Origin of the sequence: Enterococcus sp. DIV1067f (assembly GCF_050543505.1) — a bacterium.
Taxonomy (GTDB): Bacteria; Bacillota; Bacilli; order Lactobacillales; family Enterococcaceae; genus Enterococcus_D; species Enterococcus_D entomosocium.
In genome coordinates this window covers 2,813,603-2,827,150 of record NZ_CP172940.1, presented here as the reverse complement: position 1 = coordinate 2,827,150, position 13,548 = coordinate 2,813,603, and the positions used below count along the sequence as shown (strand labels likewise).

The 13,548-nt window shown below is 43.4% G+C and carries 17 protein-coding genes; 11 read left to right on the top strand and 6 right to left on the bottom strand.

All coding sequences use genetic code 11. From position 1 onward, the window contains the following. Window positions 1–14 precede the first annotated feature (14 nt). Window positions 15–839: an ammonia-dependent NAD(+) synthetase gene (nadE, locus tag IGJ42_RS13000; protein ID WP_077451952.1), complete on the top strand. Its 825-nt coding sequence runs from the start codon at window positions 15–17 to the stop codon at window positions 837–839. A 192-nt stretch (window positions 840–1,031) separates the two neighbouring features. Continuing rightward, window positions 1,032–2,852 carry an LTA synthase family protein gene (locus IGJ42_RS12995; RefSeq protein ID WP_077451950.1) on the top strand — a complete coding sequence of 607 codons (1,821 nt, stop codon included), beginning with the start codon at window positions 1,032–1,034 and terminating at the stop codon, window positions 2,850–2,852. A gap of 67 nt (window positions 2,853–2,919) precedes the next feature. Here IGJ42_RS12995 and IGJ42_RS12990 read toward each other — a convergent pair whose 3' ends face one another. Beyond that, a complete protein-coding gene (locus IGJ42_RS12990; RefSeq protein ID WP_430615714.1) occupies window positions 2,920–4,569 on the bottom strand; it encodes a MutS-related protein in 1,650 nt (549 codons plus the stop codon). A 41-nt stretch (window positions 4,570–4,610) separates the two neighbouring features. Further along, window positions 4,611–5,060, bottom strand: a complete 450-nt coding sequence (gene nrdI, locus IGJ42_RS12985) for a class Ib ribonucleoside-diphosphate reductase assembly flavoprotein NrdI (protein WP_430615712.1) — start codon at window positions 5,058–5,060, stop codon at window positions 4,611–4,613. Between the two features lie 135 nt (window positions 5,061–5,195). Here nrdI and gloA2 point away from each other — a divergent pair, with 135 nt between their 5' ends. Together gloA2 and IGJ42_RS12975 are read left to right on the top strand one after the other, a co-directional pair. Further along, window positions 5,196–5,573 (top strand): SMU1112c/YaeR family gloxylase I-like metalloprotein, encoded by a 378-nt coding sequence (gene gloA2, locus IGJ42_RS12980; protein ID WP_005234127.1) that lies wholly within the window; start codon window positions 5,196–5,198, stop codon window positions 5,571–5,573. A 93-nt stretch (window positions 5,574–5,666) separates the two neighbouring features. Next, window positions 5,667–6,233, top strand: coding sequence for a GNAT family N-acetyltransferase (locus tag IGJ42_RS12975; protein ID WP_005234129.1), 567 nt, complete (start codon window positions 5,667–5,669; stop codon window positions 6,231–6,233). 4 nt (window positions 6,234–6,237) lie between these two features. Here the strand turns inward: IGJ42_RS12975 and IGJ42_RS12970 are convergent, their stop codons facing one another. Continuing rightward, window positions 6,238–6,759, bottom strand: coding sequence for an LURP-one-related/scramblase family protein (locus IGJ42_RS12970; RefSeq protein ID WP_005228514.1), 522 nt, complete (start codon window positions 6,757–6,759; stop codon window positions 6,238–6,240). 39 nt (window positions 6,760–6,798) lie between these two features. Beyond that, complete coding sequence (locus tag IGJ42_RS12965; protein ID WP_016612723.1) at window positions 6,799–7,668, bottom strand: Cof-type HAD-IIB family hydrolase; 870 nt, start codon at window positions 7,666–7,668, stop codon at window positions 6,799–6,801. Between the two features lie 132 nt (window positions 7,669–7,800). Here IGJ42_RS12965 and IGJ42_RS12960 point away from each other — a divergent pair, with 132 nt between their 5' ends. The 5 genes from IGJ42_RS12960 (at window position 7,801) to IGJ42_RS12940 (ending at window position 11,352) form a co-directional block, all read left to right on the top strand. Next, window positions 7,801–8,490: a uracil-DNA glycosylase gene (locus IGJ42_RS12960; RefSeq protein WP_142424649.1), complete on the top strand. Its 690-nt coding sequence runs from the start codon at window positions 7,801–7,803 to the stop codon at window positions 8,488–8,490. A 141-nt stretch (window positions 8,491–8,631) separates the two neighbouring features. Further along, window positions 8,632–9,615 carry a phosphate acetyltransferase gene (pta, locus tag IGJ42_RS12955; protein WP_008380699.1) on the top strand — a complete coding sequence of 328 codons (984 nt, stop codon included), beginning with the start codon at window positions 8,632–8,634 and terminating at the stop codon, window positions 9,613–9,615. Between the two features lie 214 nt (window positions 9,616–9,829). Beyond that, window positions 9,830–10,303 (top strand): tRNA (adenosine(37)-N6)-threonylcarbamoyltransferase complex ATPase subunit type 1 TsaE, encoded by a 474-nt coding sequence (gene tsaE / locus IGJ42_RS12950; protein WP_034858989.1) that lies wholly within the window; start codon window positions 9,830–9,832, stop codon window positions 10,301–10,303. Further along, window positions 10,296–10,820: a GNAT family N-acetyltransferase gene (locus IGJ42_RS12945; RefSeq protein WP_008380704.1), complete on the top strand. Its 525-nt coding sequence runs from the start codon at window positions 10,296–10,298 to the stop codon at window positions 10,818–10,820. The genes tsaE and IGJ42_RS12945 overlap by 8 nt, the downstream gene beginning before the upstream one ends. 16 nt (window positions 10,821–10,836) lie before the next feature. Beyond that, on the top strand, window positions 10,837–11,352 hold the full coding sequence (locus IGJ42_RS12940) for a GNAT family N-acetyltransferase (protein WP_194188162.1): 516 nt from the start codon (window positions 10,837–10,839) through the stop codon (window positions 11,350–11,352). A 75-nt stretch (window positions 11,353–11,427) separates the two neighbouring features. Here IGJ42_RS12940 and IGJ42_RS12935 read toward each other — a convergent pair whose 3' ends face one another. Next, the gene (locus IGJ42_RS12935) at window positions 11,428–11,961 is read right to left on the bottom strand and encodes a 3'-5' exonuclease (RefSeq protein WP_010749886.1); all 534 of its coding nucleotides are present in this window, start codon (window positions 11,959–11,961) and stop codon (window positions 11,428–11,430) included. 84 nt (window positions 11,962–12,045) lie between these two features. Beyond that, window positions 12,046–12,798 carry an exodeoxyribonuclease III gene (locus IGJ42_RS12930; RefSeq protein WP_194188161.1) on the bottom strand — a complete coding sequence of 251 codons (753 nt, stop codon included), beginning with the start codon at window positions 12,796–12,798 and terminating at the stop codon, window positions 12,046–12,048. A 213-nt stretch (window positions 12,799–13,011) separates the two neighbouring features. Here IGJ42_RS12930 and IGJ42_RS12925 point away from each other — a divergent pair, with 213 nt between their 5' ends. Further along, window positions 13,012–13,287: an AbrB/MazE/SpoVT family DNA-binding domain-containing protein gene (locus IGJ42_RS12925; protein WP_201688466.1), complete on the top strand. Its 276-nt coding sequence runs from the start codon at window positions 13,012–13,014 to the stop codon at window positions 13,285–13,287. Between the two features lie 72 nt (window positions 13,288–13,359). Then, the gene (locus IGJ42_RS12920; protein ID WP_236596272.1) at window positions 13,360–13,437 is read left to right on the top strand and encodes a type II toxin-antitoxin system PemK/MazF family toxin; all 78 of its coding nucleotides are present in this window, start codon (window positions 13,360–13,362) and stop codon (window positions 13,435–13,437) included. The last annotated feature ends 111 nt before the right edge of the window (window positions 13,438–13,548 follow it).

The following is a 13,548-nucleotide window of genomic DNA, read 5'->3' as shown; positions in this document are numbered from 1 at the left end:
GAGGAGGCGTTTCTATGACCATGCAACAAGAAATTATCAAAGAATTAGGAGTCTTACCGACCATCGACCCGAAAGAAGAAGTTCGTAAGAGTATTGATTTTTTAAAGGCGTATCTGCAAAAGAATCCGTTCTTGCATACGTTTGTCTTGGGGATCAGTGGTGGACAAGATTCAACGTTAGCCGGCCGAATCGCGCAATTGACGATGGAGGAAATGCGTAGCGAAACCGGGAATCCCAACTATCAGTTCATAGGGGTACGCTTACCTTATGGGGAACAAGCAGATGAAGAAGATGCCAAAAAAGCCATTGAATTTATCAAACCAGATATTGAGCTGCGGGTAAACATCAAAGCCGCCGTCGATGCCCAAGTGCAAGCGGTGGAAGAAGCAGGCTTAGCGGTTTCTGACTTTAATAAAGGCAATATCAAAGCCCGTCAACGGATGATCACACAATATGCCATTGCGGGTGAAAAAGCAGGGGCTGTTCTGGGAACAGATCATGCTGCGGAAAATATCACCGGCTTCTTTACGAAATACGGCGATGGCGGTGCCGATATCTTACCACTGTTTCGTTTGAACAAACGCCAAGGTCGTCAACTCTTGCAATACTTAGGCGCGCCAGAAGCGTTGTATACAAAAGTCCCAACTGCGGACTTGGAAGATGGCAAACCTTTAGTGGCAGATGAAGCAGCTTTAGGAGTGACCTACAACGACATCGATGACTATTTAGAAGGCAAGGAAATTGCGGCTGAAGCCCAACAAACCATTGAAAACTGGTGGAACAAAACGCAACACAAACGCCACTTGCCAGTCACGATTTTTGATGATTTTTGGAAATAAACGAAACCAGTGATTCCGTTCCATTCAGATAGAAAGAAGAGTCTAGGGGGCAAGAAACCTTAGACTCTTTTTTTATGAGGGTTGCTTTCTTTAAAAATAACAAAAGCTTCTTGCCCTGGCTTTACTTTCTTGTCTTGAAAGCATAAAATACGAGGGTACCTAGAACGTGTAGAAAAGGAGGAATGTTCCTTCGTGAAAATAAATAGCCATCCTTATCTGAAGATCGCATTAAAAGGCATCGCCATCGTCCTGTTGATCATTTTCAGTAATTTATATTTGCAATGGTGTCAAAACAATCTTTCCGTTGAATTAGCCTTGAAATTTGCCTTTTCGTGGCATACAGCAAAGTTTTTCTTGGCTTGTGGGGTGCTACTGCTGGTGTATGGGGTGTTTGCCAGTTTGGCAGGTTCAGTACTGATCGGGGGCATCTTTTATAGTGTCGTCATCGGAATCTTAGGGTACGCCAACCATACGAAGATGGTCTATCGCCAAGAACCAATCTATCCTGATGATTTAAAGATGGTCACTCAATTCGACCTTCTACGAACCATGATCGGCAATGGCGCGTTTTTCTTAGCCATCCTCTTTGCTCTGGCGGCGATCGGGGCGATCGGCTGGAGTATCTATCGCAGCCGCAAATTAAACCGGCGTTTACAAGTAATGCGAGGGGCAGTGCTGGTCGTATGCTCGCTGGGCTTAGTCTATGTTTCACACTTCAACGACAGCAACAACCTTCTACGCAAAGCCTACAATCAGACGGCGCTCTGGATTCCGTATTCACAAAAAATGAACTATTACAATACGGGATTTATCGGTGGGTTTTTGTACAACTTGCGGGTAGATGCCATGACGAAGCCTGAGGGGTATTCAAAAGAAGCGATCCAAGCGATTGCGGATACCTACAATGCACAGGCGGCGGAGAAAAACCAAGACCGTGAAAGTGAAGCACCAAATATCGTTTATGTGATGAGTGAGAGCTTTTCCGACCCGAGCCATTTAAATGGCTTGTCGATCACCGGCGATCCGTTGAAAGACTATTACCACGTCGCCGATCAAACCATCAGTGGAAAAATGCTTTCGCAAAATTATGGGGGCGGTACGGCAAACATCGAATTTGAAGCGTTGACTGGTTTTGCCATGGGCCTATTGAATCCGCAAATGACAACGCCTTACACGATGCTAGTGCCGAAATTGACGCAACTGCCATCCTTGGTTTCTTTCTTGGAACAATCAGGGTATACGGCAACGGCGATCCATCCTTACGATACATCAATGTACAAACGCAAGGATGTCTATGGGGTGATGGGGTTTGAACAGTTTATCGATCAAGATACGATGACCTATACCGACAAAATCGAAAATAATCCTTACATCTCTGATGAGGCGGCCTACAAAGAAGTGCTGGCATTGTTGGAAAACGATCAGCAACCGCAATTTGTCCATTTAGTGACGATGCAGACCCATATGCCCTATGCTGGCAAATACGATACGCTGAATTACCAAGCGAGCGGTCCGGGCAATATGGCTTCCTTGGAAAACTACCTACAGGATATCTCTTATAGCAGTACAGCGTTGAAAAACTTTGTGGCTGAATTAGAGCAGCTGGATCGGCGAACGTTGGTCGTCTTTTGGGGCGATCATTTACCAGGCATTTATGCCGATGAAATCAAGGATCAAAATGAAACGGCTGCCCTGCATGAAACCGAGTTTTTGATGGTTGATTCGCAAGGGAATTTTGCACCAGAAGATGTACCAGTAACAAGTCCTTTTTATTTTGCACCGAACCTATTAGAAGCCAGTGATCAACCAACCAGCGGATTTTACCAGTTGTTGTTGGCCTTGCAAGATGAGTTGCCGGCTTTTGAACTGGGTCAATATTATCAAGAGGGACAATGGCAGACGACTCTTGCGTTGGATCAAGAAGCCCAAGAAATCTATGATGCCTATAGTTTGATCCAATACGATGTGCTACAAGGAGAGCAATACAGTTTAACGACTGGTTTGTTTGACTAAATAAAACATAAAATAGCGCCCTATCCTGTGACTGACACTGGGATAAGGCGCTTTTGTGTGTGTGAAGTTATAATTCCTGCCATTTGCGGTTTTGATCAAAATTATTGGCGGCGGCATAGGCGTCTTGAACGATCGTTTCAGGGTAGCCCATGACTTTTAAGAGGGCGATCGCGTTGCGGCTCAAGGCAGGACCGGATTTGACCTTGTAATCAAAGGAGATGCCGTCATCTTCCGTGACTTGTTCAGAAAAATGAATGTTGCGGCAATCATTTTTCAAAATTTCAGTCAGCTCAATATCATGGGTAGCGACAAAGGCTAATGATGGGTAGGCTCGCAACCAATGGATGATGCTAGCAGAAGAAGCGATTCGTTCCACCGTATTGGTTCCTTTTAAAATCTCATCAACAAAACAGTAGCAGCGCTGTTTCGTGGCAACGGTATCTAGCAGGCGTTTGATGGATTTGATCTCCGCCACGAAATAGCTGTCGCCTTCAAATAGATCATCTTCGACAGCCATCGAGGTAACGACGTGACCAGGAACCATCGTAAAGGTTTCAGCTACTGCTGTCTGGATCGTTTGTGCCAAAATACAGTTGATGGCGACACTTTTGACATATGTCGATTTGCCTGAGGCATTAGAGCCAGTTACAAGGGTATTGTGGGTCCAAGTGACATCATTCATGACTGCTTCACTCAGAAGGGGATGATACGTACCCGTTGCTTCTACACCTCCGCTTGTTTGGAAGGTCGGTAGGCAAGTGATGGGCATATACGTGCGAAAATTTAAAATGGCGGCTGCGACTTCCAATTTTCCCAGCAAATTCCACAGATCCATGGCTGCTTGTTGGTGTTTGGCCAGAGTAGTGGTGACCGTTTGATAGGAAATAAACGGCAGCATAAAAATGATATTGATGTATTCAAACAACATGTCTCCTTCGCTGCCGTTTTTGGCACGAAACGAGAAAGCGAAACGAGTGATCTTCTTTAATGGTGCCAAGGATTGTTTGAGCTCATCTTGGAGGGGCGTGTTGATTTTAGCGATCTGACTGCCACAGGCAATCGTTTGAACCAAATAGCGCATGCTGTTCAGTTCTGTTTCCAGCTTGGCTTTTTTGATGGAGTAATAGATCGTATTGAAAACGACACTAATCAACGTCAACAGGAGGCCTTGGACAATCCCCAGCAGGAGCAGCAAGATGCCGACTAATGGCAGCACACCTAAAAAGACAAAGAACGGCAGAGAACCGATCGATTGCGCCGCTTCATTGGCCAAGTAGGCTTTCGAAAAATTATCATCTTGTTTTCCTAAACGAGCAAACGTATATTGGGATTGTTCGCGTGCGGCACTGTCAGCAGCAAAAAAGTCGATCAATTTGGTCAGCTGTTTGTCCGGCTTGAAGTGGAAATTGCGTAATTGCTGGTACAACGCTTCTGAACCAACACTGGAAAACGTCAGATTAATGGACTCAAACAACGAAAAGCCATCCAAGTCATACCAAGTGATGTCATCGACCTCGCTATCAAAATCGTGAAACTTCTTCTCAGTCAGCCAAGCTTTTTTCAAACTCGCTTCTTTATCAAAGCGGGGCTGACGGGGAAGTTTTCCCCAAGCAAGCCGAACGTAACGACGTACTTTGTATCGATTCCAGATATCTAGTGCGGTCAAGATGAGAATGCTGGCGAGTATGATCAAAATGACCATCGTTTGTGGTTCCATATGCAAAAGTCCTCCTAATGGCTAATGAATGCTGGCTAAAGCTAAGTGTTGCTGTGGGCAGGATCGATTTCTTTTAAACAAGCATAGATACGTTCAATATCTTGGGTCGTGCCTCGCAGCTCGAAATCCGCTAAGAACGGAATCGAAAATTGTTCCGCATATTGCTTTGCGGTCAAGCAATATTGATAATTAAAGTTTTTGTTGCCGCTGCCGATCACGCCTAAGCAAAGAGCGGCGTTGTTTTCATAGTCAATGTATTCCCGCATGGTTTCTGTAAGGATCTCCTGATCGCCGTTATCGACGCCGTTTCCACCTTCTAAATAGGTAGGGACAAAAACCACATAAGGTTCGTCTTCTTGTTCAAAGACACTATTGTCATGAATTTCTTTGGCTTCCCAAGTGCGCGGTGTGTCTTGCTGATCTGCATAGGCCAACAAGCGGTTGACGAATGCACGGGTATTTCCAGAGATTGAAATATAAAGTAGTTTCATTTTTTCATCACCTTCCGCTTTCTAGTATAACAGAAACCATTTATGAAAAGAGGAGAACTTCGGCAGTCTTTTCTAGTAAAATGCAGCCAAAGGCTTTAAACTGAGAGAGGAGTCCAATACAAAGGAGTGGCAATAATGTTTTCAAAAATGCATCATGTGGCGATCATCGCTAGTAATTACCAACAGACCAAAGAGTTTTATGTAGAAAAATTAGGCTTTGAAGTGATTCGTGAACATGCGCGTCCAGAAAAGAAAGATGTAAAAATCGACTTGCGCTTTGGGGAATCAGAAATAGAACTGTTTGTGGTGGAAAACCCACCAGCAAGACCAAGTTTTCCCGAAGCAGCCGGCTTGCGACATTTGGCCTTTGCGGTGGAAAATATTGAAGCAGTCGTAGCGGAGTTAGCCACTAAAGGGATTGTGTGCGAACCGATTCGTTTTGATACCTTCACCAATAAGAAGATGACCTTTTTCCAAGATCCAGACGGCTTGCCGTTGGAATTACATGAATAAACAAGGAAGACTTTGTGTTGATCCTTTGTCGATTCAACTTGGTTTTTCTTGAGAGAATTGTTATTCTATGTATAGAAGCAAGGAGGAAAAAACGTGATAAGATTTGCAAAAGAAGAAGATCGTTTTGTCATGGCTGAACTCGTTTTAGTCATTTTAAAGGACATGGAATTGCCGTTTGTCAAAGAGATCGGAGAAGCCAAGACCTTAGAGATCTTGGCAGATGCCATGCTAGAACCCGATTATCGTTACGGCTTTCGCCGTGCGCTAGTCAATGAGATCGACGGAGAAGTTGCTGGCGTCGCCTTTGGATATCCAGACAAAGAAGAGGCGACGATCGATCAGCCTCTAGATAAAGTGCTGGAACAGTACGGTTTGAGTAAAGACATGAAGCTGTTTATCGATGAAGAGACTTTACCAAATGAATGGTACTTAGATACCATCTGTGTGGCTGAGAAATTTCGGGGTAAAGGCGTCGGCTCAGCCTTGTTAGAAGCATTGCCGAAAATTGCTTCTAGAGATGGTTATGAGGTGATCGGCTTGAGTGTTGACCGAGCAAATCCCCATGCGAAGCGGCTCTATGAAAAGCACGGATTTGAAGTCGTGGCCCAAAGAGAGATCAGTGGCCATCTTTACGACCATATGCAAAAAAGAACCAGCTGATTTTTCAGCTGGTTCCATTTGTTAGTCGAAGCTCAAGAGGATGGTCTTTTTTGCGGTGCCGATTGTACAGCCAGTAATCCATGACGGCCGCAATACAGATGCAGACCGGCGCATCCCGGTCATCGACAACATCCAGTACATAATAATCCCCCGTCAACAAGGTCGCTTTGTCCATCTCCATAATCTTTTTATTGAAATGATGGATCCCATAGCGATGATTATAGATATCGCCGTGGACCGCCCAGTGAAGCTGCTGGATATAGTAGAAATCACCTGGCCAGTTAAAGATTTTTTGCAGTGTACCGACTTTCTCAAAGTCTTTGTAGATCTCAAAGCGTGTACCAAAAGTAAAGCTGATTTGTTTGATACTAGCGACCATTTGCCCATTTAAACGGTAAAGGGAGAGGGCATCGCCCTTGGTTCCCCAACGTCCCACCATCAAAAATAGTGATTTGCCTGTTTCATCTTTGACAATGGTTCGTGTGACTCTGCTAAGTTGCCTATCTTGGATGAAAAATTCTGACATACTTACGCCTCCTCATGTATCCCCAAAAAGCTGCGTGGTTTAAAGATTTTCATCAATTGCCCGAACGATTGCTTTGCCGACACCAGCCTCAATATTGGTGTCCGTCAAATACTTCGCGACTTCTTTTACCTCTAACTCGCCATTTCCCATTGCAAAACTAACGCCTGCCAGTTGCAGCATACTTACATCATTTAAGTTGTCACCGATCGTCATCACTTCCGCCAGTGAGATCATCCGATCTTTGGCGACATGTGCCACTGCGATTCCTTTTTGCGCGTTTCGGTGGTTGATCTCAATATTGTTTTGTCCAGAAGAAGTCACCACTAGATCGCCGTACCCATCGATGATTTTCGTGATAGGACCCAATACCCGGGCACCGTCTTGGTGGAAGCAGATCACTTTCAAAAATTCTAATTCTTCGATCGAAAACAACTCACTGAAATCATCGACATAATTGATCGGTAAAAATTCTAAACGGGCTGCTGTCATAGCAATCGCCATCTTATGAGTGAGATGGGGCATTGCTTCTGCCGTATGGATCGCAAAATTTTCGATCCGACGTGTCTGACTTTCCGAGTAGATCCCATTGCTCGTTGAGACCTCAAAATAGATGTCGTTTTCTTTTAGTAGGTCGATCAACGAACGAGTTTGTTCATGGCTGATCGGCACAGTAAATAATGAATTACCCGCTTCGTCATAGACTTGGGCCCCATTCAAGGTGATCATGGCACAGTCGATCCCGGCTTCTTGCAGCGGCGGCAATGCCTCTTTACGGTTACGGCCAGTTGCGACCATAAATTCGATTCCTTTGGATTGGGCATATTTGATTGCTTGGATATTTTCTTCTGAAATCTGCATACTGGCATTTAAAAGCGTACCATCCATATCAGAAGCAATTAATTTGATCATTGTCAGCGTCCTTTCTTAATCGTTTCTACAAATAGTGTACCATAAATCACGGATTTTTTTTCTTTCGAAGAGTAATTCTTGTTTCTAAGGGGAGGGATTTGTTATCCTAGAAGAAAACAAAGGAGATTCGCCATGAAACGACTATTGGACAATGATTGGCAAGAACAATTGCAAGAATCATTTGAGCAACCCTATTACCAACAACTACGGGCTTTCTTGAAACAAGAATATGCCCAGCAAACGATCCATCCAGCGATGGATCATATTTATGAAGCACTTAAACTGACGCCATACCATGACGTAAAAGTTGTCATCTTAGGTCAAGATCCTTATCATGGCCCGCACCAAGCCCACGGACTGTCGTTTTCCGTGCAGCCGGGGGTCAAAATACCGCCTTCCTTACGCAATATTTACAAGGAATTAGCCGATGACTTAGGGATTCCACCTGTGTCCCATGGCTATCTTGTGCCATGGGCGCAACAAGGGGTCTTATTGTTGAATACCGTATTGACGGTACGTGAAGGGCAAGCCTATTCACATCATGGACGTGGCTGGGAGCAGCTGACAGATACGATTATCGAAAAATTGAATCAACGAGAAGAACCGGTCATTTTTGTACTTTGGGGCAAACCCGCCCAAAAGAAAGCCGCTTTGTTAGATACCAGCAAGCATATTATTATAACAGCGCCTCATCCAAGTCCGTTGTCGGCACATCGAGGATTCTTTGGTTCAAAACCTTTTTCTAAGATCAATCAAGCGTTGCTGGCATTAGGGGAAGAACCAATTTCCTGGGCGTTGCCAGAAAAAATAACACAGTTGTAAAACTGTGTTATTTAGAATGAGTGGATTTGTGAAAAAGGTAACGATATTTAAAATAATCGACTAATACAGGATTTTTATCTGTTCTTTTTTTCATAGTTATTGTACAATGGAAGGGTATAAAAAAACTGGAGGTCTTTACCCGTGGAATTATTCGAAAGTTTAAAATTTAAAATCGTGCGTCGTCATATCAAAATCGTTTTTCCAGAAGCAACAGATCCTCGTATCCTAGGTGCTGCTAGCCGTTTACGTTCAGAAGAATTGATTGAACCCGTTTTGATCGGTAACCCGGTTGAAATCGAAAAAGCAGCAGAAGCTCGCGGAATCAACGTATCAAACTTTGAAATTTTAGATCCTGAAAATTATGATCGTTGGGATGAAATGGTTGAAGCTTTTGTGGAACGCCGCAACGGCAAAGCAACGAAAGAACAAGCAGAAGAAATCTTAAAAGATGTCAACTATTTCGGTACAATGTTGACTTACATGGGCATTACTGAAGGAATGGTTTCAGGAGCGATCCATTCTACGGGTGATACAGTAAGACCCGCTTTACAAATCATCAAAACAAAACCAGGTGTGAGCCGTACAAGTGGTGCTTTCTTAATGGTTCGTGGTCGTGACCAAGAAAAATACTTGTTCTCAGACTGTGCCATCAATGTAAACCCAAATGCACAAGAATTAGCAGAAATCGCTGTTGACTCAGCGAAAACCGCTGAATTATTTGAAATCGATCCAAAGGTTGCTATGTTAAGCTTCTCAACGAAAGGTTCTGCGAAAGCACCAGAAGTAGATAAAGTCGTTGAAGCAACAAAAATCGCCAAAGAATTGGCACCAGAATACCAAATCGATGGAGAATTGCAATTCGATGCTGCGTATATCTCAGCAGTTGCGCAATTGAAAGCTCCTGAATCTGAAGTAGCTGGTAAAGCAACCGTCTTTGTTTTCCCAGATTTACAATCAGGAAACATTGGCTACAAGATCGCCCAACGTTTCGGTAACTTTGAAGCGATTGGACCAATCTTACAAGGGTTGAACAAACCAATCTCTGATTTGTCTCGTGGTTCAAATGAAGAAGATGTCTACAAATTATCAATCATTACTGCGGCACAAACATTAATGGAAAAATAAGCAGCCAATCGCTGCACTGATGAAAAACTGATCCGTTGAGGGTCAGTTTTTTGTTTTGCTTTTGGAAAGTTGAGGGCAGCAAAGGAGGAAGTGTGCGCAAAAGCAACGATCCAGTGATCGTCGGGAAATTTTCCCTAAGCTCCTTCTTTACAATTCCTTGAAAAACAAGCTATACTAGCAACTAGTAAATTAGATTGATCAAAGGATGGGGACTATGTTTACCATTAACGACTTAGAAGCAACCGCAGCATTTGCAAAAATCATTGGAGAGGCAGCCGAGCCAGGGGATAATCTGGTATTGACGGGCGATTTAGGTGCTGGCAAAACAACATTGACGAAAGGCATCGCCTTGGGGCTAGGAATCGAGCAACTGATCAAAAGTCCGACCTATACGATCATTCGTGAATATACCAATGGGCGGCTACCGCTGTACCATATGGATGTCTATCGGGTGGAATACGGTGCAGATGATTTAGGACTGGATGATTATTTCGAAGGGGATGGCTTGTGTGTGATCGAGTGGGGCAATCTCTTAGAAGCCTCCCTGCCAGAGGATTATTTAGAACTGATTTTGGAAAAAGATGATACAGATGAACAAAAACGTCTTGTGAAATGTCATGCATATGGCACCAAAGCAACCGCCTTTTTGCAACGGATCACAACAAAATGGCAGGCAGCCCATGAGTGAGATCCAATTACAGATCAAAGAAGCCACGGGTGCTGATGCCAAAGCTGTGTTAGCAGTCAGCCAACAGCTAGGAGAAGAAACGGATTTTCTCTTAATGGACGAGAGCGGCTTGGCGTTGCCAGAAGCCTTATTGGCAGAACAGTTGGATGCTATCTATGAACGGGAGGACTATTTGCTGTTGTTGGCATTTGATCAAGAACAATTGATCGCCATGGCATCAGTCAAAGGCAATGAAGAGTGGCAATTAGCCCATGTCGGAGAGATCGGTATCTCGATTTTAAAAGACTATTGGGGCTTGGGCTTAGGTTCGCTCCTGATTGAAGAATTACTGGACTGGGTAGTAGAAGTTGGCGAATTGACCCGCATCGAGTTGACCGTCCAAGCGAGAAATCTACGGGCGATCCATCTGTATCAAAAATTTGGTTTTTTAACAGAAGGCTGTATGAAAGAAGCGGTGCAAACCCGCGAGGGGCAAAAAGTTGACGTTTTGATGATGGCACGTCTTTTTGAATCATAAAAAAGGAGTGAAGGAAATGGAGTTTCGGGAACCGACGATCGCAGACTGCGATCAAATCGAAGCGTATCGGCAAGCCTTCGAGAAGAATCAAGAAGTCATCCATGGTGGGGCAGGACTTGTAGAAAGTCCCACAGCCAAAGACTGGCTAGGGGGATTGGCAGATTTTAAAACAGCAGAAACGGTACCAGAAGGATTCGTTCCCGCCCGTACCTATCTGGCTATCCAAGATCAAAAAGTGGTCGGTCTCTTGAATCTGCGTCTGACACTTAATGCATATTTGCGCCAAATTGGCGGACACATCGGGTATTCGGTGCACCCAGACCATCGAAAGCAAGGCATCGGCTCGGCAATGCTGGCACAGTCATTGGTAAAGGCCAAACAATTTGGCTTGAACAACGTGTTAGTAACCTGTGAAGAAGCCAATCGCGCCTCCGCCAAAGTCATTGAAAACAACGGTGGTAAATTGACAGAAAAAGTCATTGATCCTGAAGATGGCGCTGTAATCTGTCATTATTGGATCGATCTGACCTAAAATGAATCCTTCCTTAAATGAAAACGTGCGTCCTAAAGGCTAGCGCAATGCTGACTTTAGGACGCACGTTCTTATTTATTTGACTAAAACCAATTTTTTTAATGGATCGATACCAAATTCTTCTTCTTGACGCAATAAGATTTGGGCACATGCCCGACTATCTTCTAGTGCATCATGGTGGTTTAGTAAAGGAATCTGTAATTGCTCACAAACCGTGTTTAATTTGTGGTTCGTAAATTCTGGATACAGCTTGCGGCTCGTTCGCACCGTACATAAGGAAAGATAATTTGGTTGTGACAACCCATAATAATCAAGACATCCCGCCAAAACCCCAGTATCAAAACCAGCGTTATGCGCAACGATCAAACTGTTCAGTTGATAATATTGTTGGATTTGTTTCCATACGTCAGGAAACTTAGGCGCTTCTTGTACATCTTCTGGACGGATGCCATGAATTTGAATGTTTTTCCAAAAAAATTCCGTTTCCGGTTGGATCAATGTGTAATATTCGCCAACGATTTTGCTATCTTGTACCATGACTAGTGCAAGGGAACAGGCACTATGCTTTTGATAATTTGCTGTTTCAAAGTCCATTGCGATAAAATTCATCAGACTCACCTCATTGCCATTCTAGCACAAAATCAAAGAATGAAAAGCGAACAAACGTTAAGAAAAACTGAAGTTTTCTTACGGTTATTTGAGATCTAGCTCCACCGGACAATGGTCACTGCCGATGATATCTGTATGGATCTTGGCGTCTAGCAAGCGCTCATTTAAGTCATCCGAAACGACAAAGTAATCGATGCGCCAGCCAGCATTGTTTTTGCGAGCGTTGAAACGGTAGCTCCACCAAGAATAAATACCTTCTGCATCTGGATAGAAATAGCGGAACGTATCGGTAAAGCCAGCAGCCAAAAGAGTCGAAAACTTTTCCCGTTCTTCAGGTGTAAACCCAGCACTTTTTTGATTGGTTTTCCAGTTTTTGATATCGATATTTTTATGGGCAACATTCAAATCACCACAGAGAATCACTGGCTTTTGTTGTTTCAATTCAGTCAAGTAAGCCAAAAAGGCATCTTCCCAGGTCATGCGATAATCCAAGCGGCGCAATTCATTTTGGGAATTCGGTGTGTAGCAAGTAATCAAGAAAAATTCAGGATACTCCAGCGTGATGACGCGACCTTCCGTATCATGTTCTTCGATTCCTAATCCATAACGGACCGATAGTGCAGGTTCTTTTGCGAAAATTGCTGTGCCAGAATAGCCTTTCTTCTCCGCATAATTCCAGTATTGATGATAGCCTGGTAAATCCAATTCGATCTGACCTTCTTGCAGCTTTGTTTCTTGTAAACAAAAGAAATCAGCATCGAGGGCATCAAACACTTCAGAAAAATTTTTTTTAACGATGGCCCGTAAACCATTCACATTCCAAGAAATAAATTTCATTGAGACTCCTCCTTGTTTTCCACTACGCCTCCCATTTTACCTAAAAAAGCCAGAAGCGCAAAGCAAGTGAGCGGAATGAGGAAAACAAGGAGGAAGAATGAGGATTAAATTTGGATGCTAGAGAAAATTCGTTTGTAGTACGGAAAAGGAACGATGGCTTCTTACGTTTACTTCCATTTTATGATACAGTCATTTTGAAAAGGGGGCAGTTTCATGACGATCAAAGCGCAAGTTTCAGCGAAAATGACTTCGAAAAATCAAATAACTATTCCAAAAAGTGTGCGGCAAATACTAGGCTTAAAAGAGAATCACTGGGTAATTTTTGAATTTACCCCAGAAGGTGTGATCAAGGTAAGAGGCGAAAAAGCAGCACCTTCTTTTGAAGCTTTTTGGAAACAAGAATTAGCGATCATAGAAGAAATGGGAAAATTTGACACAGGTGAGATGTTTTTTGAAAAAGATTTAGGTGAGAAGAACATTGAATGGTAAGGCAAGGAGATATTCTTTTATTGACTTAAATCCCACCAAAGGAAATGAAATGGCAAAAAAAGACCGTGTGTAGTGGTTAGTAATGATTATTATAACAAGAGTTTCAATAACATCTTAGTGATGCCACTCAGTAGCTCAAAAAATATGTAGAAGAAAAATTTGCTCGATCGAATGCGTTTCAAACAGTTACCGAAACACAATAAAGTAAAGTTCAAGGGACGATTCTTTGTCAGCATATTTGCAGTGTGGACTTCTTGCATC